This window comes from Actinomadura meridiana (genome assembly GCF_039537545.1).
Lineage (GTDB): Bacteria > Actinomycetota > Actinomycetes > Streptosporangiales > Streptosporangiaceae > Spirillospora > Spirillospora meridiana.
Map to the genome: position 1 here is coordinate 126,210 of NZ_BAABAS010000015.1, position 23,875 is coordinate 150,084.

At 68.7% G+C, this 23,875-nt stretch carries 30 protein-coding genes; 20 read left to right on the forward strand and 10 right to left on the reverse strand.

Annotated elements, in window-relative coordinates:
• Positions 1-351, reverse strand: coding sequence for a metallopeptidase family protein (locus ABD808_RS21730; protein ID WP_425548959.1), 351 nt, complete (start codon positions 349-351; stop codon positions 1-3).
• Positions 352-589: 238 nt separating this feature from the next.
• On the opposite strand from ABD808_RS21730, the gene ABD808_RS21735 reads away from it, so the two are divergent.
• From ABD808_RS21735 to ABD808_RS21770, 8 genes are all read left to right on the forward strand, one after another.
• Positions 590-943: a DUF3499 domain-containing protein gene (locus tag ABD808_RS21735; protein ID WP_344899513.1), complete on the forward strand. Its 354-nt coding sequence runs from the start codon at positions 590-592 to the stop codon at positions 941-943.
• A gap of 302 nt (positions 944-1,245) precedes the next feature.
• Complete coding sequence (locus tag ABD808_RS21740; RefSeq protein WP_344899515.1) at positions 1,246-2,601, forward strand: phosphomannomutase/phosphoglucomutase; 1,356 nt, start codon at positions 1,246-1,248, stop codon at positions 2,599-2,601.
• A 23-nt stretch (positions 2,602-2,624) separates the two neighbouring features.
• Positions 2,625-2,807, forward strand: coding sequence for a Trm112 family protein (locus ABD808_RS21745; protein WP_344900172.1), 183 nt, complete (start codon positions 2,625-2,627; stop codon positions 2,805-2,807).
• Complete coding sequence (locus ABD808_RS21750) at positions 2,804-3,961, forward strand: SIS domain-containing protein (RefSeq protein WP_344899517.1); 1,158 nt, start codon at positions 2,804-2,806, stop codon at positions 3,959-3,961. The genes ABD808_RS21745 and ABD808_RS21750 overlap by 4 nt, the downstream gene beginning before the upstream one ends.
• The gene (locus tag ABD808_RS21755; protein ID WP_344899519.1) at positions 3,958-4,905 is read left to right on the forward strand and encodes a cation diffusion facilitator family transporter; all 948 of its coding nucleotides are present in this window, start codon (positions 3,958-3,960) and stop codon (positions 4,903-4,905) included. The genes ABD808_RS21750 and ABD808_RS21755 overlap by 4 nt, the downstream gene beginning before the upstream one ends.
• Positions 4,906-5,339: 434 nt before the next feature.
• Positions 5,340-5,789, forward strand: coding sequence for an enediyne antibiotic chromoprotein (locus ABD808_RS21760; protein ID WP_344899521.1), 450 nt, complete (start codon positions 5,340-5,342; stop codon positions 5,787-5,789).
• Positions 5,790-6,221: 432 nt separating this feature from the next.
• Positions 6,222-7,745, forward strand: a complete 1,524-nt coding sequence (locus tag ABD808_RS21765) for a sensor histidine kinase (protein WP_344899523.1) — start codon at positions 6,222-6,224, stop codon at positions 7,743-7,745.
• A gap of 18 nt (positions 7,746-7,763) precedes the next feature.
• Positions 7,764-8,438, forward strand: a complete 675-nt coding sequence (locus tag ABD808_RS21770; protein WP_344899525.1) for a response regulator transcription factor — start codon at positions 7,764-7,766, stop codon at positions 8,436-8,438.
• 25 nt (positions 8,439-8,463) lie between these two features.
• On the opposite strand, the gene ABD808_RS21775 is transcribed toward ABD808_RS21770, so the two are convergent.
• Complete coding sequence (locus tag ABD808_RS21775) at positions 8,464-9,048, reverse strand: hypothetical protein (protein ID WP_344899527.1); 585 nt, start codon at positions 9,046-9,048, stop codon at positions 8,464-8,466.
• 39 nt (positions 9,049-9,087) lie between these two features.
• Positions 9,088-9,441, reverse strand: coding sequence for a MerR family transcriptional regulator (locus ABD808_RS21780; protein ID WP_344899529.1), 354 nt, complete (start codon positions 9,439-9,441; stop codon positions 9,088-9,090).
• 183 nt (positions 9,442-9,624) lie between these two features.
• Between ABD808_RS21780 and ahcY (ABD808_RS21785) the strand changes: the two genes are divergently transcribed.
• The 3 genes from ahcY (ABD808_RS21785) to ABD808_RS21795 all read left to right on the forward strand — a co-directional run bounded on the left by ahcY (ABD808_RS21785) (position 9,625) and on the right by ABD808_RS21795 (position 12,964).
• A complete protein-coding gene (ahcY, locus tag ABD808_RS21785) occupies positions 9,625-11,055 on the forward strand; it encodes an adenosylhomocysteinase (protein WP_344899531.1) in 1,431 nt (476 codons plus the stop codon).
• A 70-nt stretch (positions 11,056-11,125) separates the two neighbouring features.
• Positions 11,126-12,382, forward strand: coding sequence for an adenosylhomocysteinase (ahcY, locus tag ABD808_RS21790; RefSeq protein WP_344899533.1), 1,257 nt, complete (start codon positions 11,126-11,128; stop codon positions 12,380-12,382).
• A 3-nt stretch (positions 12,383-12,385) separates the two neighbouring features.
• Positions 12,386-12,964, forward strand: a complete 579-nt coding sequence (locus ABD808_RS21795; protein WP_344899535.1) for a hypothetical protein — start codon at positions 12,386-12,388, stop codon at positions 12,962-12,964.
• On the opposite strand, the gene ABD808_RS21800 is transcribed toward ABD808_RS21795, so the two are convergent.
• The 4 genes from ABD808_RS21800 to ABD808_RS21815 form a co-directional block, all read right to left on the reverse strand.
• A complete protein-coding gene (locus ABD808_RS21800) occupies positions 12,927-13,574 on the reverse strand; it encodes a hypothetical protein (protein WP_344899537.1) in 648 nt (215 codons plus the stop codon). The two genes, ABD808_RS21795 and ABD808_RS21800, sit on opposite strands and share 38 nt — an antisense overlap.
• Positions 13,571-14,242 carry a putative 2OG-Fe(II) oxygenase gene (locus ABD808_RS21805; RefSeq protein WP_344899539.1) on the reverse strand — a complete coding sequence of 224 codons (672 nt, stop codon included), beginning with the start codon at positions 14,240-14,242 and terminating at the stop codon, positions 13,571-13,573. The genes ABD808_RS21800 and ABD808_RS21805 overlap by 4 nt, the downstream gene beginning before the upstream one ends.
• Positions 14,243-14,389: 147 nt before the next feature.
• On the reverse strand, positions 14,390-14,887 hold the full coding sequence (gene bfr / locus ABD808_RS21810) for a bacterioferritin (RefSeq protein ID WP_344899541.1): 498 nt from the start codon (positions 14,885-14,887) through the stop codon (positions 14,390-14,392).
• A 523-nt stretch (positions 14,888-15,410) separates the two neighbouring features.
• On the reverse strand, positions 15,411-16,514 hold the full coding sequence (locus tag ABD808_RS21815; RefSeq protein ID WP_344899543.1) for an RDD family protein: 1,104 nt from the start codon (positions 16,512-16,514) through the stop codon (positions 15,411-15,413).
• A 75-nt stretch (positions 16,515-16,589) separates the two neighbouring features.
• On the opposite strand from ABD808_RS21815, the gene ABD808_RS21820 reads away from it, so the two are divergent.
• Positions 16,590-17,585, forward strand: coding sequence for a stage II sporulation protein M (locus ABD808_RS21820; RefSeq protein WP_344899545.1), 996 nt, complete (start codon positions 16,590-16,592; stop codon positions 17,583-17,585).
• Positions 17,586-17,806: 221 nt separating this feature from the next.
• Here the strand turns inward: ABD808_RS21820 and ABD808_RS21825 are convergent, their stop codons facing one another.
• The 3 genes from ABD808_RS21825 to ABD808_RS38565 are packed head-to-tail and all read right to left on the reverse strand — an operon-like array spanning position 17,807 to position 18,871.
• Positions 17,807-17,995, reverse strand: coding sequence for a DUF397 domain-containing protein (locus ABD808_RS21825; RefSeq protein WP_344899547.1), 189 nt, complete (start codon positions 17,993-17,995; stop codon positions 17,807-17,809).
• The gene (locus ABD808_RS21830) at positions 17,992-18,444 is read right to left on the reverse strand and encodes a Scr1 family TA system antitoxin-like transcriptional regulator (RefSeq protein ID WP_344899549.1); all 453 of its coding nucleotides are present in this window, start codon (positions 18,442-18,444) and stop codon (positions 17,992-17,994) included. Before ABD808_RS21830 ends, ABD808_RS21825 begins: the two co-directional genes overlap by 4 nt.
• Positions 18,380-18,871: a Scr1 family TA system antitoxin-like transcriptional regulator gene (locus ABD808_RS38565; RefSeq protein WP_425548960.1), complete on the reverse strand. Its 492-nt coding sequence runs from the start codon at positions 18,869-18,871 to the stop codon at positions 18,380-18,382. The genes ABD808_RS21830 and ABD808_RS38565 overlap by 65 nt, the downstream gene beginning before the upstream one ends.
• Positions 18,872-19,087: 216 nt before the next feature.
• Between ABD808_RS38565 and ABD808_RS21835 the strand changes: the two genes are divergently transcribed.
• The 8 genes from ABD808_RS21835 (at position 19,088) to ABD808_RS21870 (ending at position 23,859) form a co-directional block, all read left to right on the forward strand.
• A complete protein-coding gene (locus ABD808_RS21835; protein ID WP_344899551.1) occupies positions 19,088-19,450 on the forward strand; it encodes an ATP-binding protein in 363 nt (120 codons plus the stop codon).
• Complete coding sequence (locus tag ABD808_RS21840; RefSeq protein WP_344899553.1) at positions 19,447-19,665, forward strand: hypothetical protein; 219 nt, start codon at positions 19,447-19,449, stop codon at positions 19,663-19,665. The genes ABD808_RS21835 and ABD808_RS21840 overlap by 4 nt, the downstream gene beginning before the upstream one ends.
• 109 nt (positions 19,666-19,774) lie before the next feature.
• On the forward strand, positions 19,775-20,047 hold the full coding sequence (locus ABD808_RS21845; RefSeq protein WP_344899555.1) for a hypothetical protein: 273 nt from the start codon (positions 19,775-19,777) through the stop codon (positions 20,045-20,047).
• A complete protein-coding gene (locus tag ABD808_RS21850) occupies positions 20,010-20,546 on the forward strand; it encodes a DUF6879 family protein (RefSeq protein WP_344899557.1) in 537 nt (178 codons plus the stop codon). The genes ABD808_RS21845 and ABD808_RS21850 overlap by 38 nt, the downstream gene beginning before the upstream one ends.
• Before the next feature lie 79 nt (positions 20,547-20,625).
• Positions 20,626-21,456 carry a helix-turn-helix domain-containing protein gene (locus ABD808_RS21855; protein WP_344899559.1) on the forward strand — a complete coding sequence of 277 codons (831 nt, stop codon included), beginning with the start codon at positions 20,626-20,628 and terminating at the stop codon, positions 21,454-21,456.
• A gap of 174 nt (positions 21,457-21,630) precedes the next feature.
• Positions 21,631-22,557, forward strand: coding sequence for a radical SAM protein (locus tag ABD808_RS21860; protein ID WP_344899561.1), 927 nt, complete (start codon positions 21,631-21,633; stop codon positions 22,555-22,557).
• A gap of 190 nt (positions 22,558-22,747) precedes the next feature.
• Complete coding sequence (locus ABD808_RS21865; RefSeq protein WP_344899563.1) at positions 22,748-22,933, forward strand: hypothetical protein; 186 nt, start codon at positions 22,748-22,750, stop codon at positions 22,931-22,933.
• A 140-nt stretch (positions 22,934-23,073) separates the two neighbouring features.
• On the forward strand, positions 23,074-23,859 hold the full coding sequence (locus ABD808_RS21870; RefSeq protein ID WP_344899565.1) for a GNAT family N-acetyltransferase: 786 nt from the start codon (positions 23,074-23,076) through the stop codon (positions 23,857-23,859).
• The last annotated feature ends 16 nt before the right edge of the window (positions 23,860-23,875 follow it).

Here is a 23,875-nt window from a genome sequence, read left to right on the forward strand (position 1 = left end):
CTAGTCGTCGGGGGAGTCGTAACTGGGATCGACCGATTCGGGGGACAGCCCGAGCAGATCGGCGACCTCCTCGACCAGCAGGTCGCGGATCAGCCGAGACAACTCCGCCTCACCCTTCGCCCGCGCCTCGACCGGACGCCGGAACACCAGGATCTGAACCGACCGGTCGTCCTCCCCGGCGACGGTCTGCCCCAACGGCACGGGCCCGTCGAACGATGGCTCCACGGCGGGGACGTCGTCAACAACGAACCGCACTTGAGCCAGCTCGCGGCCCCAACGCTGTTTGAGTCGCTGCACCTCATCGTCGACGAGATCGTCGAACCGCTCCGCGCGGGTACGGGAGACCGGCACCTGCGGGGGTGTCAAAGGACCACGAACGCCGCGACCGTGGCGATCACGCCGCCGAACACCTGTCACACGGGATCGCACGCCACAAGCGTACCTCCACCCCGACCGGCACCGCCGGACCGCACACCAAGGGTTCGTGGAGACACGGAATGTAGTCGTTGCCTCGGAAATCGCCCGGTAACGGCGACACGTTCGCAGGGGTGGTGGCGGAGCCGGTGGGAGCGGGGTACGGTCAGCCATCGTGAGCCCCGTCCGCACCTGCTCTCGCACCGCCTGCAAGGCGCCCGCAGTGTTCACGCTCACGTACGTCTACCGCGACTCCACCGCGGTGCTGGGCCCGCTCGCCACGTACGCGGAGCCGCACTGCTACGACCTGTGCGCGGAGCACTCGGAACGGCTCACCGCCCCAATGGGCTGGGAACTGGTCCGCCTCCCGGTCGAAGAAGAGACCGAACCCAGCGCCGACGACCTGGAAGCCTTGGCCGACGCCGTCCGCGAGGCCGCCAAACCCGCCCCCGGCTCCCCCACCGAACCCGTAGGCCAGGGCACAGAAGTAGGCCGCCGCGGCCACCTGAGGGTCCTCCGCTCCGACTAACCCACCCCCCACCCCGAACGCCTGAACCCAACCACAGGGTTCTGATCCCAGCCGCTGGGTTCTAGGTCCAGCCATCGGGTTCTAAGGCCAGCCACAGGGTTACGGGTAGTCACGTGGAGCGAGCGCCAGCGAGCGGAGCGGGAATGCCCGGCGCGCCGCGTCCCCGGAGCGGAGCGCCAGCGGAGTGAGGAGACCCGTGCCGCGCAGCCGGGGGGTTTGGGGGGGTCGCCCCCCAATAGACAACGGTAGGCTCGGGAACCCGTTCCTTGGGGGGTACGGGTTCAGCGGATCAGGGAGCAGGAGTGGGCGACCTCGCCAAGATATTCAAGGCTTACGACATTCGTGGTGTCGTGCCGGACGAGCTCGACGCCGCGACCGCTGAGGCGGTGGGTGCGGCGTTCGTGCGGGTGACCGGGGCGCGGGCGGTCGTGACCGCGCATGACATGCGGGAGTCGTCGGTGCCGCTGGCGGAGGCGTTCGCGCGGGGCGCGACGTCCCAGGGCGCGGACGTGATCGAGGCCGGGCTCGGGTCCACCGACATGCTCTACTACGCGAGCGGGAGCCTTGACCTGCCCGGGGCCATGTTCACCGCCAGCCACAACCCGGCCCGGTACAACGGGTTGAAGTTGTGTCGGGCGGGAGCGCGGCCGGTGGGGCGGGATACCGGGCTTACCGAGATCCGCGACATGGTCGATGGCGGGGTTCCTGGGTTTGAGGGGGAGCCTGGGGTTGTTTCTCGGCGTGATCTGCTGAAGGGGTACGCGGATCATCTGAAGACGCTCGTTGACCTGTCGTCCATTCGGCCGCTGAAGGTCGTGGTGGACGCCGGTAACGGGATGGCCGGGCATACCGTTCCGCCCGTGTTCGAGGGGCTGCCCGTCGAGCTGGTGGCGCTGTACTTCGAGCTGGATGGAAGCTTCCCCAACCACGAGGCGAATCCGATCGAGCCGGAGAATCTGCGAGATCTTCAGGCGAAGGTGCGTGAGACCGGGGCTGATATCGGGCTCGCGTTCGATGGGGACGCCGACCGGTGCTTCGTGGTCGATGAGCGTGGGGAGATTGTCGCGCCGTCGGCCATTACGGCGTTGGTCGCTACTCGGGAGCTGGCGAAGTATCCGGGGTCGTCGATCGTGCACAACCTGATCACGTCGTGGGCCGTGCCGGAGATCGTCGCCGAGCGTGGGGGGACGCCGGTTCGGACGCGGGTCGGGCACTCGTTCATCAAGCAGACGATGGCGGAGACGGGCGCGGTGTTCGGTGGCGAGCACTCCGCGCACTTCTACTTCCGCGACTTCTGGTTCGCCGACTCCGGGATGCTCGCCGCGTTGCACGTCCTCGCGGCGCTGGGCGGGCAGGACGGGCCGCTGTCCGACCTGCTGCACGAGTTCAGCCGCTACGTGGCGTCCGGTGAGATCAACAGTGAGGTCGCCGACCAGGACGCCGTCACGGCGCGGGTGCGGGACGCCTTCTCGGGGCGTGCCGGGGTCGAGATCGACGAGCTGGACGGGCTGACCGTACGCGACGAGGCGGCCGGATGGTGGTTCAACCTGCGGCCGTCCAACACCGAGCCGCTGCTGCGCCTGAACGCGGAGGCGGGTGACGAGCCCGCGATGGCGGCGATCCGTGACGAAGTCCTCGCCCTGGTGAGGGAGAAGTGACCGAGAGGGGAAATGACGCCGCCATGACGATGAAGCTCGACTCCTGGCTGCTGGAGATCCTCGCCTGCCCGAACTGCGGCGGCGACCTTCGCACCGACGACGCGGCCGACGAGCTGGTGTGCACCGGTTCGTGCCGGTACGCCTACCCCGTCCGTGATGGCATTCCGGTGCTGTTGGTCGACGAGGCGAGGACGCCCGCTCCGTGAGCGGAGGGCTCGACCCTTCGCGGCTGGACGACGCGGCGGCGGCCGAGGCGGCCGATCCGGCCGGGATGCTGCGGCAGGTGGCGTCGTCGGCGGCGCAGGTGCGGGAGGCGCGCCGGGCGGCGGACGAGGCGGGCATCTCCGTCCTCGCCGACGATGGCAGGCCCCGCGCGATCGTGGTCGTCGGGATGGGCGGCTCCGGCATCTCCGGTGACGTGCTCGCCGCCGTGTGCGGTGTGGGCTGCGCGGTGCCGGTGACGACGGTGCGCGGCTACCGGCTGCCCGGCTGGGTGGGCGCCGCCGACCTCGTGATCGCCGTGTCGTGCTCCGGGGGGACGGAGGAGACCCTGGAGGTCGCGGCGGAGGCGGCCCGGCGGGGATGCAGGCTGCTGTTCGTCGGCGGCCCGGACTCCCCGCTCGCCGACCTGTCCGACAGGAGCCGGGGCGTCTTCGTCCCGGTGCGGTCGGTGGGGCAGCCGCGTTCGACGTTGTGGGGGCTCACCGTCCCGCTGATCCTGGCGGCGCGCACGCTGGGCCTGGCCGACGTGCCCGACTTCGTCCTGGAGTCCACCGCCGCGCGGCTGGAGGACGTCGCGCACCGCTGCCGTCCGTCCAGTGAGCCGTTCGTGAACCCCGCCAAGCGGATCGCGCTGGACATCGCGGGCGACGTGCCGTTGGTGTGGGGGGCGTCCGCGCTGGCGGCCACGGCGGCGTACCGGCTGTGCTGCCAGCTCAACGAGAACGCCAAGTATCCGGGGATCTTCGGCGAGGTCCCGGAGGCGGGTCACAACCAGGTGATGGCGTTCGACGGTCACTTCGCGCGGGGTGGGTCGACGGAGGGTGAGACGTCCGATCTGGACGACTTCTTCCGTGACCGGGCGGACGAGCCCGAGCACGGGCTGCACCTCGTCCTGCTTCGGGACGTGCAGGAACATCCGCAGGTGCGCAGGCGGTGCGAGGTGTCCGTCGAGGTGGCGAGGGAGCGGGGCGTCGCGGTCACCGAGATCGGCGCCGAGGGCGGGCACCCGCTGGAGAGAATCGCGACTCTGATCGCGCTCGGGGACTACGTCACGGTTTACTTGGCTATCGCGCTCGGTGTGGATCCCACTCCGGTGCCTGCCATTCAAGAGCTAAAAGCGAGGATTGCTGAGAGATGAGTGCTGAGGGTGGAACGAAGGCCATCGTCGCCGCGTTGGCCGCCAACCTCGGGATCGCCGTGTCGAAGTTCGTCGCGTTCGTGTTCACGGGCTCGTCGTCGATGCTGGCCGAGTCGATCCACTCGGTCGCGGACTCGGGGAACCAGGGGCTGCTGCTGCTCGGCGGCAAGCGGTCCAGACGCGCGCGGACGCAGCAGCACCAGTTCGGTTATGGCCGCGAGCGGTACTTCTACGCGTTCGTCGTCGCGGTCGTCCTGTTCACCGTCGGTGCCGTGTTCTCGCTGTACGAGGGCTACCACAAGATCTCCCACCCGGAGAAGGTCGAGTCGCCGATCTGGGCGTTCGCGGTACTGATCGCCGCGATCGGGATGGAGTCGTTCTCCTTCCGGACGGCGATCAAGGAGTCGAACGGGATCCGCGGCGACCAGTCCTGGTGGGCGTTCATCCGGCACGCCAAGGCGCCGGAGCTGCCGGTCGTCCTGCTGGAGGATTTCGCCGCCCTGATCGGCCTCCTGCTCGCGCTGTTCGGCGTGTCGATGGCCGTGGCCACCGATGACGGCGTGTGGGACGGCGTCGGCACCGTGGCGATCGGCGTGCTGCTCGCCGCCGTCGCGACGATCCTGGCGATCGAGACCAAGAGCCTGCTGATCGGTGAGGGCGTCGCCCCCGACCACGAGCGCGCGATCATCAAGGCGCTGGAGTCGGTCGACCAGGTCGACCACGTCATCCACATGCGGACCGAGTACCTCGGCCCGGAGGAGCTGCTGATCGCCGCCAAGATCGCCGTCCACCACGACGACACGGCCGCCGACGTGGCGCGCGGCATCGACGCGGCGGAGGCGAGGATCCGGGAGCGCTTCCCGGAGGCGAAGCTGATCTACCTGGAGCCCGCCCTCGACGAGGCGTACCGCAAGACGGTGCCGGAGACGCCCGCCTCGTCCTGAGTGCCGCGTCCGGATCCGGACAGTCACGACACTGACCCGGCCCCGGCGGACCATTCCGAGACACGAAACGGTGTCTTACCGTGCTCGTCCGGTCACGGCTGCCGGGACCTCGCGTTCTGGTGGATGGTCCGGTCGGGGCGCCCGGTCGCTCAAAGCCGCCGTGGGCCAAAACATCTGTTCTTCCGTGCCGCCGGTCGGGTCGGTGCCGCGCTCCAGACGGAGATCAAAAACGCGCGTCCGGACACTAGACTCGGCCGCCGGACGAGGTTGTGGGCCGTTCCAACCCGTCCTGACATGCTGCGGAACAGGACCCGGAGGTGATGCGGACAGCTCCCTGGAACTCCCCGCTGATCTTGTTTGGCCCAACGAGTCCGACACAGACAGAACCGATACATGGGCCACGCGCCCATGCTTGACCGGAGGTGTGAAAGACAATGGCAGCCAGCACGATTCGCAGGACCTTAGGCATCGCGGCGATCGCCGCGGGCGCCCTGCTCGCGACGACGCCCGCCGCGATGGCCGACGCGGCTCCCCAGCTCACCGTGACGCCCTCGACGAACCTGACGGACGGCCAGCAGGTGGCGGTGAACGCCACCGGGTTCACGCCCGGCGACTCCGTCACCGCCGTCCAGTGCTCGACGGGTGAGTGGCCGAACGTGAAATGTGATCTGGCGGACGCTCCGACGCCGGTGACGGCCGACGCGAACGGCGCCGCCGCGCTGACGCTGACGGTCCGCTCCAGCTTCGAGGGCGCCGACCCGACGACGGGCGACCCCGCCGGAACCGTCGACTGCACCGTCGCGCCCGGGTGCGACGTCCGCGGCGGCAGCCAGACGGACCCGTCGGGCGTCTTCGCTCCGCCGGTGCCGATCACCTTCGGCTGACCGTCCGCGAAATGACGGCGCCGCGCGCGGTCCGCTCCGGCGGCCGCGCGCGGCGTCATCTGAAGGTCCGAGGGCAATGGGACCCCTCGCCGGGCGACCGCCGCCGTGCGCGCCGGCCGACCCCAGCCCAGGCAGGACCGGCGAGTGCCTCCGAAGAGGCGCGTACCACGGCCGTCCGGCGAGGTGCTTTCCCATGCCTCCCCGCCCGGACCCCTGAAAACCGGGCGGTTCTGGTGTGACCGCGGCAGCCCGCCGAACCCCCTACGTCGACGGCGCCGCCGTTGCGGTCACGTTGAGAACACTACGGTCGCGGGGCCCTCCGGCACGTCCCTCTTAAGGAGGGAAAACGGGTGGTACTCCAGGCGGATCCCCGTCACCCGCATACACCCGTGTGCTGAGGTGGTCGCCCCCCTCAACGGTCAGTATTGAGTGGTGACTCCCGATGACAAGGCCCGGCCGGGACCCGATCCCGCGGGGTTCGGCCCGGCCCTCGCGCACCACGCCTGGCGGCTGTCCGGCCGGATCGTGGCGGGCGTGGGGCAGCTGCTGCTGTGGATCCTCACCGGCATCGGCACCCTGCTCCGTCCCGTCGCGGTGCGGCTGGTCGGACGGCTCAACGGCGGCACCGGACGCGGCCAAGGCACGGACACGGCGCCGCTGCCCCGCTGGATCGGCACGTGGCGGGAGGTCGTCGGCTCCTGGTGGTTCGCGCCGCTGACGGGGCTCGCCCTCACCGTCGCCGCCCTCGCCGAGCTGGCGCCGCGCGCCGACTCGCCGCTGAGCCTGGCGGGCGGGTTCGCGGTCGCCGCGACGCTCCCGCTCGTCTGGCGGCGGGAGAACCTGCGTCCGGTCGCGGCGATCGTGCTCGGCGCCGTCGCCGCGAGCCTGCTGACGGGGCAGTCCCAGCTGGTCACCACCGGTTTCGCGGCCCTGTACACGTTGTACGCGCTGGCGCGGCACCTGCCCCGGCAGTCCACGGGCGTTCTCGCGTTCGGCAGCGTGGTCACGGTCGCGGTCGTGTACACGGCGACGTCGACGTTGGACGACGTCCCGTTCCCGGCCGTCCTGATCGCCGTGCTGGCCGCGATCGGGCTCGGCGACGCGCGCCGCGTCGTGGAGTCCGCCGGGCGGACGGAGGCCGAGGCCGCCGAGCGCACCAACGAGACCCTCACCCGGCTCACCGCCGTCCAGCGGGAGCAGGCCGTCATGCGGGAACGGGCCCGCATCGCCCGCGAGCTGCACGACGTCGTCGCGCACTCCGTCTCCATGATCGCGGTGCAGGCGGAGACCGCGCCGTACACGATGGAGAGCCTGTCGCCGGAGGCCCGCGCGGGCTACACCGAGATCGCGAAGACGGCGCGGGAGGCGCTGGTGGAGATGCGGCGGCTGCTCAGCGTGCTGCGCGCCGACGCCCAACCGGAGCCGGACGCGGCCAACTCGCCGCAGCCGCGCCTGGACCGCCTGCCCGACCTGGTCGAGCAGCACCGGGGCGCGGGTGGACGCGTCGACCTCGCCGTGCACGGTGATCCGCGAGCGCTGTCCACGACGGTGGAGCTGTCGGCGTACCGGATCGTGCAGGAGGCGTTGACGAACGCGCGGCGGCACGCGCCCGGAGCCGGGGTCCACGTCGATCTGATGTTCCTGCCCGACCGGCTCGCCGTCCGCGTCCGGGACGAGGGCGCGTCGCGGACCGCCGTGCTGGATCCCGCCGGTCCCACCTCGGTGGACGCCGGGAAGACGCGGCTGGAGTCGTCGGGGCCCGGCGGGCCTGGTGGGGGGCCAGGTGGTGGACATGGCCTCGTGGGGATGCGGGAACGTGCGACCATGCTGGGCGGGCGGTTCTCCGCCGGCCCGGCCGCCGAGGGCGGGTTCCTGGTGGAGGCCGAGCTTCCGCTGACGAGCGAAGGGAATTCCACCCGTGGACACGGTTCCGAGGGGCCTCCCGGCCGCGGCTGACCCCGCCTGGCGGCAGCGGTGATCAACGTGCTGATCGTCGACGACCAGACGATCGTGCGGGCCGGGTTCGCGGCCCTGCTCGCCGCGCAGGACGACATCACCGTCGTCGGCGAGGCGGGCGACGGGCGCGAGGCGGTCCGGATCGCCGAGCGCGGCCGTCCCGACGTCGTCGTCATGGACATCCGGATGCCCGGCATGGACGGCATCGAGGCCACCCGCCGCATCCTCGCGCTGCCCGGCTCCGAGAACGTCCGGGTGCTGGTGCTGACGACGTTCGACGTGGACGAGTACGTGTACGAGGCGCTCGCCGTCGGCGCCAGCGGCTTCCTGCTGAAGGACGCCACGGCCGATGAACTCGTCTCCGCCGTCCGCGTGGTGGCGCGCGGCGACTCGCTGCTCGCGCCGCAGGTCACCGGGCGGCTCATCCGCGAGTTCACCAAGCAGCGCCGCAACCGGCCGCAGGCGCCGTCCGAGCTGGCCACGCTGACGGCCCGCGAGACCGAGGTCCTCGTGCTGATCGCGGGCGGGCTGTCGAACGGCGAGATCGCGCAGCGACTGTTCGTCAGCGAGCACACCGTGAAGACGCACGTGGCCCGCGTCTTCACCAAGCTCGGCGTCCGTGACCGGGCGCAGGCGGTGATGCTGGCCTACGAGTCGGGCGTCGTCGTCCCGGGCGAGAGCGCGCCGGGCTGACGCGCGTCCCGCCGGTGGGCCCCCGTCAGCCTCGGTAGGGCGGGTAACCGCCCGGGGGCGGCTGTGGCGGGTACGGCTGGGCGGGCGGCGGGTAGCCGGGCTGCGCCGGGGGCGGCACGGGCGGGTAACCGGGCTGGGCGGCAGGCGGGTACGCGGGCTGCGCGGGCGGGTATCCAGGCTGCGCGGGCGGGTACGCCGGTGCCGCCGGTGGGTGGACGTGCGCGGCGTGCGGTGCGGCGGCGTGCGGTGCCGGGGGAGGGCCGTAGTGGCCCGGAGGCGGCGGGGCGCCGTGTGCGGCCGGAGGATACGCGACGCGGTGCGCGCGGTGGCGGCGCCGCGAACCGGACGAGCCGAGGAGCAGCACCAGCCCGCCGAGGCCCACCACCGGGCCGACGATCATCATGATGATGCTCTCGCGCCCGTTCTGGGACTTCTGCTCGTCATAGCTCCGCTCGACCGAGCTTCCGTCGCTCGTGGTCTTGCAGATGTCACCGGGCGACATCGTCTGGCTACCGCACTTGACCTCGTCGTCGCCGCTGGTCACGACGCCCGCGAAGAAGAGGATGATGCCGACCAGGATGCCGAGCACCCCGTAGAACTTGGCGCGCATGTGCCGCCCTCCGTCCGTCCAACGGCGGGATATTAGCGGTTACCGCCGACGGAGCAGGCGCATTGCCTTCTCCTTCTCGAAGTCGAGTGCCCGGGTCGGCGGCGCGGACAGCCGTCCGATGCGTTCGCCCAGCTCACGGACGTGCGCCTGGACCTGTGGCTCGGCCAGGACGCGCAGCCCGAACGCCAGTTCGGCGGGCCCGACGTCGTAGCGTTTCTCCAGCGCGAGGGCGAGCGCGACGGCCCGCAGCTCGGCGTCGCCGAACCGGCGGTGACCGCCTCCGTGCCTGGTCAGGCCCGATTCGCGGGTGGCGGGCAGCAGCCCGAGCGCCTCCCGGTAGCGAAGCATGCGGGGCGAGGTGCCGAGCCGCCGGGCGGCCTCCGTGATGCGCATCCGGCAATTCTGACAAATTTGTGTGAGAAAGTCGCCTCCGGCCGTGCCCGGAGGCACCCGCCGCGCTTAGACTCACGGCGTTGACCCAGGCGCCCACGGGGCGTCGACCCCGAGTACCGAGCAACCCCGAGTACCGAGCGCGCGTACCGACCCGCCACCCGCGGACCAAGGAGCAACGAAAGCATGGACTACAAGGTCGCCGACCTGTCGCTGGCCGACTTCGGGCGCCGGGAGATCCGGCTCGCCGAGCACGAGATGCCGGGCCTGATGGCGGTGCGCGCGGAGTACTCCGCCGCCAAGCCGCTGCGCGGCGCCAGGATCATGGGCTCGCTGCACATGACGATCCAGACGGCCGTGCTGATCGAGACGCTGGTGGAACTCGGCGCGGACGTGCGCTGGGTGTCCTGCAACATCTTCTCCACGCAGGACCACGCGGCCGCAGCGGTCGTGGTCGGCAAGGACGGCTCCAAGGACGACCCGAAGGGCGTCCCGGTGTTCGCGTGGAAGGGCGAGACCCTCGACGAGTACTGGTGGTGCACCGACCAGGCACTCCAGTGGCCGGATGGAGCTGGCCCGAACATGATTTTGGACGACGGCGGCGACGCGACCCTGCTCGTCCACAAGGGCGCCGAGTACGAGAAGGCGGGCGCCGTCCCGACCGCGGGCGAGGACGACCCGGAGGAGTTGGGCATCGTCCTCGAGACGCTCCGCCGCACCATCGCCGAGCGGCCGGGCCGCTGGACGGAGGCCGCCGCCGCGATCAAGGGCGTCACCGAGGAGACCACGACCGGCGTCCACCGCCTGTACGAGATGGCGAAGGCGGGCACGCTCGCGTTCCCGGCGATCAACGTCAACGACTCGGTCACCAAGTCGAAGTTCGACAACAAGTACGGCTGTCGGCACAGCGTGATCGACGGCCTGAACCGCGCCACCGACGTGCTGATCGGCGGCAAGGTCGCCGTGGTCTGCGGCTACGGCGACGTCGGCAAGGGCTGCTCGGACGCGCTGCGCGGCCAGGGCGCCCGCGTGATCGTCACCGAGATCGACCCGATCTGCGCGCTCCAGGCCGCGATGGACGGCTTCCAGGTCTCCACCCTGGACGACGTCGTCGAGATCGCCGACATCTTCGTCACCACCACCGGCAACTTCAACATCATCACGGCCGACCACATGAGCCGGATGAAGCACCAGGCGATCGTGTCCAACATCGGGCACTTCGACAACGAGATCGACATGGCGGGCCTCGCCAAGCTTCCCGGCATCGAGAAGGTCGAGATCAAGCCGCAGGTGCACGAGTGGCGGTTCGCCGACGGCCACTCCATCCTCGTCCTGGCCGAGGGCCGCCTCATGAACCTGGGCTGCGCCACCGGCCACCCGTCGTTCGTGATGTCCAACTCGTTCACGAACCAGGTCATCGCGCAGATCGAGCTGTTCACCAAGACCGAGGAGTACCCGGTCGGCGTGTACGTCCTGCCGAAGCACCTGGACGAGAAGGTCGCCCGCCTCCACCTGGACGCGCTCGGCGTCAAGCTCACCACGTTGACCAAGGAGCAGGCGGCTTACATCGGCGTCCACGTCGAGGGCCCCTTCAAGCCCGACCACTACCGTTACTGAGATTCGGTAGCGTTCGACCGCCGCACGGCCGCGCAGTGGCCGTGCGGCGGTTCTGCCTTTAAGGGAAGCGATGAGCGATATTGCGGATGTTTCGCTTGCGTATGAGGGTGTCAAGCGGATCGAGTGGGCCGACCGGAGCATGCCCGTACTGCGGCAGATCCGGGAACGGTTCGCTGAGGAGCGCCCTCTGGACGGTCTGAAGGTCGCGGCGTGCATGCACATCACGACCGAGACGGCGGGGCTCATCCGGACGCTCCAGGCGGGCGGTGCCAGTGTCGCGCTGGCGTCGTCGAACCCGCTGTCCACGCAGGACGACACGGCGGCGGCGCTCGTCCAGGAGTACGGCGCGGAGGTGTTCGCCCGCGCCGGAACTGACCGCGAGGGTTATTACGCGCACATTCATCAGGCGTTGGAGACCGGGCCGGACATCGTGCTGGACGACGGGTGCGATCTCGTCAACACGCTGCACATCGACCGCACCGACCTGCTCGACACGGTGAAGGCGGGGTGCGAGCAGACCACGACGGGTGTCATCCGTCTGCATCAGATGGTGCGCGAGGGCGCGTTGCGTTTCCCCATGGTCGCGGTGAACGACACCGACACCAAGCACATGTTCGACAACCGCTACGGCACGGGCCAGTCCACGCTGGACGGCATCATCCGCGCCACCAACACGCTTCTCGCGGGGAAGACCGTCGTCATCGCGGGTTTTGGTTTCTGTGGCCGTGGCCTTGCGGAACGGGCGCGTGGTCTGGGGGCGCGCGTCGTCATCACTGAGATCGACCCGGTCAAGGCGTTGGACGCCGCGTTGCAGGGTTTCGCTGTGTTGCCCATGGCGGAGGCGGCTGTGGACGGCGACGTCTTCATCACCGTCACCGGCAATCGCGACGTGGTGAACGGCGAGCACCTCGCCGCCATGAAGGACGGTGCGATCCTCGCGAACTCCGGGCATTTCGACGTCGAGATCGACGTCCGCGTGCTGGGTGAGATGGCGGTTGAGGTCCACCGCGGGGTCCGACCGCTGGCCGACGAATACGTGCTGGCCGATGGGCGGCGTCTCGTGCTGCTCGCCGAGGGTCGGCTCGTCAACCTGGCGGCCGCGGAGGGTCATCCGGCGGCCGTGATGGACATGTCGTTCGCCGACCAGGCCCTCACGTGCGCGTGGCTGGCGACCGCCCATCCGGGGCTGGACGTGGCCGTCCACGACGTTCCGAAGGAGATCGACACGGAGGTGGCGCGGCTGAAGCTGGCGTCCATGTCCATCGCCATCGACGGCCTCACCCAGGACCAGGAGGACTATCTGCACTCCTGGCGCATCGGGTCCTGACCCGTGCCGTCCGGAACGTATCTGCATGTGGACGAGGGCCTGGTGGAGCGTTTCCAGTGCGCGCCAGGTCCGGGCGGTTGGCGTTACACGTCCCACCGCCCGGACGGCGTTCGCACCGATCTGGTGGTGGACGCGCGCTGGCGTCAGCTCCGGGTCGAACTCGTCACCCCGTCCTGGTGGGTGCGGGGCGGCGTCACCGGTCCCGAGGTCGCCTGGGTGCGCGCCGCCGGGGAGACGGGCACCGAACACACGGAACGAGCGTCCGGTTTCCTCAGCGACTCACCCGGTTTCCTTGTCGCCATCGCCCGTTCCCTTGGCCTGGACGACATGGCGCAGGCCGACGTCCGTCTCGTCCAGATGAGCGGCGCGTCTCTTTCACCACTCACCACTACGTGGCGTTGGCATCGGGCCGGAACCTCGTACCACGAGACGGAGACGGAACCGCTCCCCGTCTCGCAGTACGAGGTCACCGACCTGTCCACGGGCGAAGTCGAAGCCGTGCACATCGCGGGTGACGTCGTCGTGGCCGCACCCGGCGTGGAGCTCACCGAACTGGAGTCTCCTCCCAATCTTCTGGGTTAGTGCCGCCGGTCGACGCGAACGCCACCAGGACGTGCTGGCGGCGTTCCACGGGGACGACGGACGACGCGAGCCACCCGGGGACGGCGATGTGCGCGCCGGGAATGGGCCGGATCATCAGGTGCCGTCCCCACGGCCGTCCGGGAATGGGGGTCAGCGGGGACCCCGTCCGCGGGTCGGCGAAGGTCAGGGCGCCCGACTCGCCGCGCTCGGGCGCGGAACCGGCGGCCAGCACCCACCACGCGACGAGGTCGGCGGGATGCGCGGCGGCGGGCAGCGCGTAGCCGTGCCGCCAGATCCGCACCTCGACGTCGACGCGCCCCGCCGGGGGCGCGAGGTCCTGACCGAAGTCTGCGGTCAATGCGTCGAACGAGGCCCGGAACAGCGCGGTCGCCGCCGCCGGATCGGTGAAGACCTCGTCGGGCGGGACGATCTGGAGCGCGGGCCCCTCGGGGCCGATGCGGGCGGCGGCGGGGGACAGCAGCCCGGCCGGGTCGAGCGTGGCGAAGGCGACGGGCGTCCCCCAGTGTTGCCGGACGGCCGGACAGGCGTTGCCGCAGCTGCGCCGCGCCTGGCCGGACGAGGGGACCGGGGCGGGGGTGGTGATCGTCATGACGTCCGGCTCCAGGGTCCGTGGTAGGTGATGTTCCAGGCGATGGCGATCCGCAGCCGGGAGTCGGCGGCGGTCGCCCGCATCCAGTGCGCCTGCCAGCCGGGGAACGCGATCATCCGGCCGGGCACGGGGGAGTAGCGGACCGCTCCGGGGGAGTTCGCCCGGCCCGTCGCGGCCGGGCGCGGGTCGAGCAGGTACAGGTCTCCGGCGTCGCGGTCGCCGGTCGGGTCGGCGGCGACCGACAGCAGCCCCGACCAGGCCGAGTCGTGGCGGGTGTGGGGGCGCAGGGACTCGCCGGGGTGGCAGACCAGGGCCCACGCCTCGGCGTGGACGTCCCGGTCGTCGATCTCCTCGGCGGCCTCGCCCAGCACCGCGCGGGCCAGCGTGTCGCCCGCGATGCCGATCTGGTGCCGCAGCCAGTCGATCGACGGGTCGTCCCAGCTCAGCATCGTCTGGGACGACCCGATCAGGGCGCCGGTCCGCGCGTCGGCGTGCTCCGCGTCGAGGACGAGTTTCCGAAGATCCGGGAGGTGCTCGGCGGCTCCGGTGCAGTCGGCCTGGTAGACGGGGGTCCGCCACATCTCCAGAACCAGTCTTTCCGCTGGATCCGCGTGGCGGGGGGCTGCGGCGACAGTGTCGCCGGCAGGGCTGATCTCGGTGTCGGTCACGGGGGCGCTCCTTCGTGTGCAGCGGGGGGATCGACCGGTCACCGGAGGCCGGAAGGAGGCGCGCGTCGCGCCTCCTTCCGGGTGGGAGCTGCTTCTCCGGCACCGGTGTCACGCAGGCCGTGGGGGCCCAGCGATCGGCGGGGTGTTCTAGACGGGCTCGGTGAAGTCCTCTCCGGGCGCGTCCGTCAGGCGTTGCAGGTAGTTGTGCTCGCCGAGGGACTGGACGAGGCCGAGCTCGGTCTCCAGATAGTCGACGTGCTCTTCCTCGTCCGCGAGGATGTCCTCGAAGACGCGGGCGGACGTGATGTCGCCGCGCGAGCGCATCAGCGTGATGGCGGGCCGCAGCCTGGTCACGACCTCCATCTCCAGGGCCAGGTCGGACCGGAGCTGGTCGGGGACGTTCTGTCCGATCTGGAGCCTGTTGAGCGTCTGGTAGTCGGGGGCACCCTCCAGGAAAAGAATCCGCTCGGTGAGGCGCGCGGCGTGCTTCAGCTCGTCGTGGGCCTCGGAGTGGGTGTGTTTGGCGAGTCGTACGTAGCCCCAGTCCTGCTGCATCTTCGCGTGCAGGAAGAACTGGTTGACCGCCGTCAGTTCCGCGGTGAGCTGCTCGTTGAGCAGCCCGATGACCTCTCTGTCGCCTTCCATGCGGCACATGCTGACACGGCGTGGCGGAACCCGGCCACAGTAGAAAATTCGAGTTGAACCTCCGCGCCGTGATGAATTCACGGCCCGTGCTGCGGCGACCCCCGGACGATCTTTCCGAAAAGACGCCGTTCATGATCGCTCAAGAGATTCTCAGCAAAGGGTCGATCTTCGCCACCCGAGATGGGTGAGACCGCTAGATTTGCAGGTCAGACCGTATGTTCATGCCATATTCGCTGATCCGCCGACGCATGCTCCTTCTATGTGACCTACAGTTCTACTGTAAATGAAGGGCCATTCCCATCCTTTAGGCTAGGCTCTCCTAATTAAGGATAGGCTACCCTAAGAATTGACTGAAAACTGTCAGGACAGTCAGGATCGTCAAGGCATTCTGACGCATTCCTATTTCCCGGACGCGGTGTCCGGATCGCCAATAGGGCGGCCGCCGCGCATGGTTTTCTCGAAGCGTGCGGCCGCGAGTGGCGGCGGTGTTTCCCGTGTCGGTCGAGCCGGGGCCGGTGTCCCGTCAGCGGCGGGGCGGCGGGCCGGGCGGCGTCGTCCCAGGAGGCGGGTACGGGCCCGCGGGCGGCGGACCCGTGACCGGGTGCGGGCCGGGCGGGTACGGGCCGGGAGCGGGCGGACGAGGCGCGTTCAGAACGTTCTGGTACGGCCCCGAGCCGTAGTTCGGCGGCGGCAGGAACTGCGGACGCCCCGGAACGGCCGGACTGAACGGCGGCGGCGCCGGAGGGCCCTGCCGGGGCGGCCCCACCATGGGCGGTCCAGCCATGGGCGGCCCGGCCATCGCCGGAGCGGGCGCCCCGCCCATGGGCATCGCCGGGGCCCAGGACGTCCAGCCGAGGCGGCGCATGCGGCGGGCGCGGCGCTGCGCGAGGCGCCACTCCTCGCGGTGGCGGCGCTCGGCGAGGACGGCCGACAGCAGGATCTCCGGACGGATCCCCGGCGGCGGAGGCGGGCTCACCACGGCCACGACCTGCGCCGCGATCCGCTGCCCCAGCGAGTCGCGCACCTCCGGCAGCAGCTCCCAGAACCGGGACAGGTACTGCCGGGCCGTCATCGCCAGCTCGTCCGACAGCATCGACAGCTCCAGGGACCGGGCCCACCAGGCGAGCTGCGGCGGCATCACCGCGACGGGGCCGAACAGCACCGACGCCGGGACCCGCTCCTGGATGACGATCGTCCCCGCGAACAGGTCGCCGAGCCGCTTGCCGCGCCGGTTGCAGAACGAGGTGATGAGGGCGGGGGAACCGTAGAACGTCCAGAACTCGATGAACCCCGCGAGCGCCCGCACCAGCGCCTGCCGGAACCTGATCGGCCCGCCGTCGTCGGCGACGACGCGCAGGCCGAGGGCCATCTTGCCCAGCGTCCGCCCGCGCGTCAGCGTCTCGAACAGGCACGGATACCCGACGAGGACGGCGACGACGGCGAGCAGCGTCAACCCGACCGCCCACGCGTCGTCCGCCACGAGCGACGTCATCGCCGTGACGTAGACGGCCACGTTGAGCATCACCAGCTGGAGGAGCAGGTCGAGCAGAATGGCGCAGCCCCGGCTGGCCAGGCGCGCGACCCTGATGTCGAGCGCGACGGCCTCGCCGGTGACGAGTTCGGCCATGTCCTGATCCTCCAATGGGGCTGGGGTCCGGTCCATTTTGCCGGTTCGGCGGGCCGACGCGTTAGTCTCCCTCGGGTGGACGTCGACGCCTATGTGGCCGCGCACAACGCCGACTGGCAGCGCCTGGAATGGCTCATCAACCGCGGCCGCAAGCTGAGCGGCACGGAAGCCGACGAACTGGTCGAGTTGTACCAGCGGACGGCGACACACCTGTCCGTCGTCCGGTCCAGCTCACCTGACCCCCAACTCGTGGGTCGTCTGTCGTCCCTGGTGGCCCGAGCCAGAGCCGCCGTGGCCGGTGCGCAGGCTCCACTCTGGCGCGACGTCACCCGCTTCGCGACCGTATCGTTTCCGGCGGCCGCGTACCGAATGAAATGGTGGTGGCTCGGCAACGCCGTCCTGGGAAACCTGCTGGCGCTCGCCCTGGCGATCTGGATCGTGCACAGTCCGGAGGTACAGGCGAGCATCGCGACACCGGACGAGATCCGCGAACTCGTCGACCACGACTTCGCCAACTACTACACCGAGCATTCGGCGTCGTCGTTCGCGTTCCAGGTGTGGGTGAACAACGCCTGGGTGTCGGCGACCGCGCTGATGTTCGGCATCATGCTCGGCATCCCCACCGTGTTCGTCCTGCTGATGAACCAGGTCAACCTCGGCCTGAGCGCCGGCCTCATGTTCGCCTACGGCAAGGGCGACGTGTTCTTCGGCCTGATCCTCCCGCACGGCCTCCTCGAACTCACCGCCGTCTACCTGGCGTGCGCGGGCGGCCTCAAACTCGGCTGGACGGTCATCGACCCGGGCCGCCGCAGCCGCGGCCAGGCCCTCGCCGAGGAGGGCCGGGCCGCCGTCAGCATCGCCCTCGGCCTCATCGCCGTCCTGCTGGTGTCGGGCCTCATCGAGGGCTTCGTCACCGGCTGGGTCCACACCACCTGGCTGCGCATCGGTATCGGCGTCGTCGCCGAGACCGCGTTCCTCACCTACGTGATCGTCCTCGGCCGCCGAGCCACCCGCCAGGGCGAAACCGGCGACGCCGACCTCCGCCCCGACCTCGCCCCCGTGTCCGGCTGACCGTGATCGGTAGGGTCACAGACGGCACGCGGCCTTGAGCGCTAGGTAGGCGCTGGCAAGGCGGTCACGTTCGGTGGGGCGTCCCCGCTCTCCCGGAGGTGGATCCATCGGCCCACCACGCGCGAAGGCGCGCGCCGATCGGCGCGCGCCCTCGACCTACGCGGAGATGATCCCGACACAGCACAGCCATAGCCGGTGCCGTACTCGTCGCGTGCGGTGCGTCAGGGGGCGTCGTGTTCTCCGCGCTTGACAGTCTCCAGCAGTGTCCGCGCGGCAGATATGGGGAGTGCGAATGCAGGGCCGTCCGGGTCTTTGCTGTCCCGCACAGCTACCGCCCCATGAAACTTCGCCACCTCCACGCACGCCCCACCTTCGGATGTGCTCCTGCTCGCCTTGCGCCACTTGATCATGCGTAGGACCTCATCGCTTTTTCGATCATTTCACGGCTGTCCACCGTGTTCGAGGCTAGATCACTGATTTGTTCCATGCGTCGGGCGTAGCGCTCCACGCGATCCGGGTCGAGGACGAGGTGCCCGACCATGCCAGGGGCTTCCGCGAATGCCATGTCGGCACCCACGGTGAGAAGCTGACACGACCCGTCGTGGCCGATGTGCCATCCCATGTGTTGACCGACAACCCGCACGCTAACGCCTGGGCGCTCAACAAGTGTCAGGATATGCGCAAGTTGCCCAGCCATGATCTGACCGTCGCCAGGTGCGGTTGCGAGTGTCATCCACGACAGGACGGCGGAGACGCGGGGAGGGTTCGGACGGTCCCACACGGCGGTCTGGCGTTCAAGCCGGACAGCAAGTGCCGTGTCCAGATCCGCGAGCAGCCCCGCCGCGTGCGCTCGTTTCAAACGTCGCGCGTGCGTAGTCCGGTGTTTGCCACAGTCCTGGGATGGCTCCGAGGTCCCACGTGCGGATGCGGGTCGCCGTGGCTTCGTATGCCGCCAGGGACGTGAGCCAATCGTCGTCAGGACGCGCAAGTGCGTGGGCCACCAGATGCGTGAAAAGCCCTCGCAGTTGCCACAAATTATCGAGAATTGTGGCATGTGTCGGAGATAGGCGGCGTGTCCCATTCACTAGCCGTGTGACGTGTGAGCGTGTGCAGTCCAGATGTTCCGATATGCGCGCTTGGGACGTGCTCTGCGCGTAGATCTGCCTGCGCAACTCCACAGAGATTAGATCCCAGAGTGAGCGTGCTGGATCCAGGGTCCGCCGCTTGTATCCCTGCTGGCCGATGGTGGCTTTCTGCTGGTTGACCGACTCCCGAGGTTGTGGCATTCCATGATCCTTGTTGTTGACCGACGTTCCAGGAACGTAGAAATACTAACCCTCTGGAGCGCATCCTTGGGCCGACAGCATAAATACCTGTTCGGCGAGGTGATACCTGGCATGGGGCCACCACACAAGGCACGCACGAGCGCGGAGGGAATTGGCCGGAGTGGCGCCCCGAATCCACCGTTCCCAGGGGATTCCGCCCCGAGAAGGGAACACTCGATGATCGCGTTCAAGCCGGACATGGAAAAGATCAAGATGGCTCGGGATCACGTCGCCAGGATCGCGGCGGACTGGCCGGTGGATGAGTATCTGGTGCGGGTGGTGGCCTCGGAGTTGATCACCAACGCGATCCGGCACGCGGGCACTGATGAAGTCCGAGTGGACGCCTACCTGGACGGTCACCTATGCGTGGTGGAGGTCTGGGACGGCGATGCCACGCTGCCGGTGGTGTGCCGTCCCGGCCTGGAGGTGCTGGGTGGCCGAGGACTGATCATCGTCGGGAAACTCGTCACCCGCTGGGGTGTTGTTCATGACGACCGAGAGGGCGGCAAGACCGTCTTTGCGGAGTGGACCGTGCCATGACTCCCGAGCAGATCGCCGCCGACTCGCTCTACCAGCGCGCCGTCCTGCGCGTGTACGGCTCGTGGCTGACGTCGGACATCATCCCCGGTCCCGAACGCCTCAGAGCCTTGGCGCGAGTCCGGCATGCAAGGCTCGTCCTGGCAATGCGCGGCACCCTCCTTCCCCAAGACGTGCCTGCCGAGGTCACCTTCAACGACAAGGAACCCTTCCGATGAGCAGCAGACATGTATGGCGGCCGGGAAGGAACGGGGGATACTTCGAGGCCGGTGCCGGACGTGAGGGATTCGTGTGACCCTGCGGTGATGTGAAAATTTGGAGACGAACATGCCTCTAGAGTTCATAGGGACCGACCCGGACAGCGAAGAGGGCCAGTCGCCGACCGTGTTCATCGACCGTGTCAAACGAGAGATCGTGATGCAGTCGTGGGCTGCCGACGGTGAGACCGTGAAGGAAGTCGAGAAACTATTCCGGCCGGTGCCCGGTCACGAAACGGTCATCCGCGTGCCAGGTCGAATGATCCCCGCGCTGCGCCGGGCACTGGACGAGTTGGAAAGGTGCGATGGAGTTGGAGAAGCTTCCCCCACTGCTGGACCGTGAAGGCTGGACAGAGCTCTTCGAGTCGGCCTCTTCGAGGCTTGACCATCTCGAACTCCGGGACAGCTACAACGTGGACACTGAAAGCCCGGCATACCGCCTCTGGCGTGAGAACCAGGACAGGCCGCGCCCTCCACGCGAGAGCTACTGGCAGGGCCTCATCGCCGATACCGTCCAGCGTGGTGTGATCGTTCGGCGGCTCCGGGTCGTATCGCTGCCCCCAACCGAATACATCCGGTTCGAGCACGCTGGCACGTGGCAGACCGTCGAAGCGGGCGAGAGCGTTCGTTGGCTGCCTCGGCACGAAGCCGCCGGTCTGCTCGCGCCGTCGAATGACTTTTGGCTGGTTGACAGCGAGCGGATCATGTTCAACCTGTTCGACGGCGACGGCCGTCCGAACGGCAGGTTCCTGACCGACGAGGTCCTCGTCGCAAAGGCCATCAGCGGGGCGTTCGAAGCGCTATGGGAGCTGGCGACGCCGCACGAGGAATTCGCGATCTGATTTACCCCTGACTCCGTCCGCCATGCCGTCCAAACAACCTGGCCGTCTTTACCCTCGGCGGCCACCGCCAGATTCGCCGGTGCAGCAGGCGCGCAAAGCGCTCGCCGACGAGCTGCGCGAGCTTCTCAAGCGGTCGGGTTCGTCCGGGGCTGAGCTGGCGCGCCATGCCGGGTGGGATGTTTCGAAGCCGTCTAAGATCTTGACGCTCGTCACCTCCCCGAGTGTGGATGATATCCGTATCTGGTGCGCGTACTGCGGCGCTCCGGGGCGAGCGGACGACCTAATTCAGAAGATGCTGAGCGTTTCCTCGGCCTACATCGAATGGCGGCGGCGAGAGAGAGCAGGGCTGCGGAGCATTCAAGATTCCTACGTCCCGCTTTGGGAGCGTACCGAGCGCTTCAGGATCTACGAGACCAGCGTTATACCGGGGCTGCTTCAGACTGAGGGCTACGCCGCAGCCATGCTTCGAACGATCATAGCGTTCAAGAATCTCCGGAATGACCTACCCGAAGCTGTTGCGGCCAGGTTGGACCGGCAGCGTGTTCTGCGCTCGGGTGCTCGGACCTTCGTCTTCCTCATTGAAGAAGCCGCGCTCAGGGTAGGTTTCGGTGGCCCAGGTGTGATGCGGGAGCAGCTCGACCACCTGTCGGCCGTCACCGAGTGGCCCAACGTTCTGGTGGGCATTATTCCCTTCTCCACAGACCGGACAGGTCGTCTCTGGGTGCCCAAATCCTTCTGGATCTACGATGCCGAACGGGTGATCACCGAACTCCTCACGGCGGAAGTGACCGTCGCTCAGCGGTCCGAGATCGAGACCTACGAAAGGGCCTTCGACGTTCTCGCCGACCTTGCGGTGTTCGGTCACGAGTCCCGCGTGCTGATCCGCGTGGCCTCGGAGCGGTACTCCTAAAACGAGAAACCGCTGCAAGGTTCTGCACGATTGTGGTTTCTCCGCATTGCCCTGCGTCAAGGTCGAGCCAGGTGACAGAACAACGTTGTGCGGCGCGACCGGCCCGACATCATGATCAGCATCGTGCGGTGTCAGGTCGGCTTCCTTACTGCGAGCTACAAGCGGAGGACTCCCATGCATGAGTTCATCGTTAGTCCCTACATGGGGCGCTACGTCATGGTGAAGCCGGGCAGCAAGGCGGGTGCGACAATGCCCGCCCACCGATACAGGGACCTTGTCGGGGCCGCTCACGACGCACCGGCTCCGATCTGGCTGACCGCCGCCGCGCGCGAGGCGTGGGGCGTACGGCTTGACGGCAAGCCGATCGCTCCGTCAGTGCTGGTCCGCGCCGACCCGGGACTGGGATACGGGCGGGCGTCGTGGGAGGTGAACCTCGGATGCAATTACGAGTGCCCTCACTGCTACCTCGGCGTCAAGAAGTTCGAGGGGTTGGAGATGGAGGACCGGGTCAAGCTCCTTCACACCCTTCGGGACGCTGGGGTGCTCTGGCTCCAGTTGACGGGCGGCGAGCCCATGGTGGACAGGCTGTTCGTCGAAACCTACGAGGCCGCGTACGACCTGGGCATGATGATCACTCTGCTCACCAACGGCTCACGGCTCTCTCTACCGAGGGTGCTTGAGCTACTGACGAAGCGCCCGCCCGACCGGATCACCGTCAGCGTCTACGGCGGGACGGAGAAGAGCTACGACAGGACGACGGGCCGGCAGGGCGCCTACCGGCTGTTCACGAAGGGCATCACCGCCGCGCACAGGGCCGGGCTGCCCCTCGCGCTGTCGATGATCGTGACCCAGGACAACGCTGACGAGGTGGGGCTGATGCGCGGACTGGCCGAGCGGATCGGCGCACCGATGGACGAGTACACCAACATGGTGCCCACGATCTACGGCGGCGACGAAACGCTCCCGGCCCAGTCCACCGCCCACTCTTGCGGAAGCGGAAGACCTTCACCGGTTGCAACGCCGGGCACACGTTCTTCCATGTCAACCCGTTCGGCAAGGCGTCCATCTGCAAAGTCGGGCGCGAACCGAACATCGACCTGATCACCGAAGGCGTCGAGGGGCTGCGTGGCCTCGGCGCGATCGCTGACTCCCTGTTGCTTCGGCAGGGCGGCTGCACCGGCTGTGAGCTCCAGGGAACCTGCGGTACCTGTATGCCGCTCGTGCAGCTCTACCGCAAGGCCAAGGCGCCCTTGGCCACGTATTGCCAGCACCGTGAGAAGGAGACTCCTACATGACCGCCGAAACTCTTACCGTCCCGGCCCTGTCGGATACGGTCGAGTCGTCGACCGTGGCCCTCACGCCTCCGGCCGTGCCGGTTGCGATCGAGCCGCCAGGCCTGACCCTGATCGCCAACGTTGACGACCTGTCGGAGGGCAATCTCTGCTCCTGCGCGGCTGGAGACGACAACCCGTTCTAGCCTCGCGGATGAGACCCCGGACCGCTTTCGCGATCCGGGGTCTCGTGTGTTCGGGCCTCGGTAACCTACGGGACATGCGGTTTCGGTGGGACTGGCTTCAGCCCGTGATGCACGCCCCATTCGTCCCGACCCTTGGGCCCATGCCGCCCGAGGCGGTCTGCGCCGAACTGTTCGATGCCGTGCTTGATGTCGCGCATTCCGGACGCTTCCTCCCGTTTGACAAAGACCGCCGGTGGGCGGCCACGAAGGATGAATGGGTCCTCGTCGGGGACATCGTTCACACGGCTGCGGAGACGATCGTGCCCGCGCTGAGTACGCGTGGCGGCGGACTGGTGAAGCTCTACTACTACGGTGCGACCGAACCCGACTTGCCCGAGCTGGTGTGCTTGGGGGAACGGCTGGCGAAGTGCCACAGCGTGGGAGCCGGCAACAGGGTGATCTGGTTCTCCGATCGCTCCGACGGTGCAAGCGGCAGGGTGATGGTCAAGCGTTTCTCCTCCGCCGATGACCGTCTCTGCAATGGGATCCAGGTTCTCGCCGATTGTCCTGTGGCCGACACCTTCGGTGCTTTCGCGGACGAGATCGGACCGGAGGGCTTCCAGTTCCTCTATCAGCGGATGAAGTCCGGACAGCGAGACGGGCCCACTCTCGTCTCAGTTGTCGATGATCGGGTCGTCGGCGCGGTCGGACCGCTGTCGACCGTCGCGGGTCCGGACGGTCGAACCATTCAACAACCCGCCTATTTCGCCGTCCACCCGGCCTATCGTGGACTCGGCCACGGCCGGAACCTGTGGCGGGCGTCGATGAGTTGGGGCCGCACCCGAGAGGCCGAGGTCAAGGTTCTACAGGCATCGCGGGGTAGTGCTGCCGAAGGGCTCTACGTTTCCGAGGGGCTGGAGACGTATGGATACGTGTGTCAGGCGTAGACAATCTCGCCGGGCA

Excerpts from the sequence above, each read along its gene's own strand:
- ABD808_RS21745 (WP_344900172.1), top strand. The coding sequence starts at position 2,625 with ATGACGATGAAGCTCGACTCCTGGCTGCTGGAGATCCTCGCCTGCCCG.
- ABD808_RS21755 (WP_344899519.1), top strand. The coding sequence starts at position 3,958 with ATGAGTGCTGAGGGTGGAACGAAGGCCATCGTCGCCGCGTTGGCCGCC.
- ABD808_RS21760 (WP_344899521.1), top strand. The coding sequence starts at position 5,340 with ATGGCAGCCAGCACGATTCGCAGGACCTTAGGCATCGCGGCGATCGCC.
- ABD808_RS21775 (WP_344899527.1), bottom strand. The coding sequence starts at position 9,048 with ATGCGCGCCAAGTTCTACGGGGTGCTCGGCATCCTGGTCGGCATCATC.
- ABD808_RS21780 (WP_344899529.1), bottom strand. The coding sequence starts at position 9,441 with ATGCGCATCACGGAGGCCGCCCGGCGGCTCGGCACCTCGCCCCGCATG.
- ahcY (WP_344899531.1), top strand. The coding sequence starts at position 9,625 with ATGGACTACAAGGTCGCCGACCTGTCGCTGGCCGACTTCGGGCGCCGG.
- ahcY (WP_344899533.1), top strand. The coding sequence starts at position 11,126 with ATGAGCGATATTGCGGATGTTTCGCTTGCGTATGAGGGTGTCAAGCGG.
- ABD808_RS21800 (WP_344899537.1), bottom strand. The coding sequence starts at position 13,574 with ATGACGATCACCACCCCCGCCCCGGTCCCCTCGTCCGGCCAGGCGCGG.
- bfr (WP_344899541.1), bottom strand. The coding sequence starts at position 14,887 with ATGGAAGGCGACAGAGAGGTCATCGGGCTGCTCAACGAGCAGCTCACC.
- ABD808_RS21815 (WP_344899543.1), bottom strand. The coding sequence starts at position 16,514 with ATGGCCGAACTCGTCACCGGCGAGGCCGTCGCGCTCGACATCAGGGTC.
- ABD808_RS21825 (WP_344899547.1), bottom strand. The coding sequence starts at position 17,995 with ATGATCAAGTGGCGCAAGGCGAGCAGGAGCACATCCGAAGGTGGGGCG.
- ABD808_RS38565 (WP_425548960.1), bottom strand. The coding sequence starts at position 18,871 with ATGCCACAACCTCGGGAGTCGGTCAACCAGCAGAAAGCCACCATCGGC.
- ABD808_RS21835 (WP_344899551.1), top strand. The coding sequence starts at position 19,088 with ATGATCGCGTTCAAGCCGGACATGGAAAAGATCAAGATGGCTCGGGAT.
- ABD808_RS21840 (WP_344899553.1), top strand. The coding sequence starts at position 19,447 with ATGACTCCCGAGCAGATCGCCGCCGACTCGCTCTACCAGCGCGCCGTC.
- ABD808_RS21845 (WP_344899555.1), top strand. The coding sequence starts at position 19,775 with ATGCCTCTAGAGTTCATAGGGACCGACCCGGACAGCGAAGAGGGCCAG.
- ABD808_RS21850 (WP_344899557.1), top strand. The coding sequence starts at position 20,010 with ATGGAGTTGGAGAAGCTTCCCCCACTGCTGGACCGTGAAGGCTGGACA.
- ABD808_RS21860 (WP_344899561.1), top strand. The coding sequence starts at position 21,631 with ATGCATGAGTTCATCGTTAGTCCCTACATGGGGCGCTACGTCATGGTG.
- ABD808_RS21865 (WP_344899563.1), top strand. The coding sequence starts at position 22,748 with ATGACCGCCGAAACTCTTACCGTCCCGGCCCTGTCGGATACGGTCGAG.
- ABD808_RS21870 (WP_344899565.1), top strand. The coding sequence starts at position 23,074 with ATGCCGCCCGAGGCGGTCTGCGCCGAACTGTTCGATGCCGTGCTTGAT.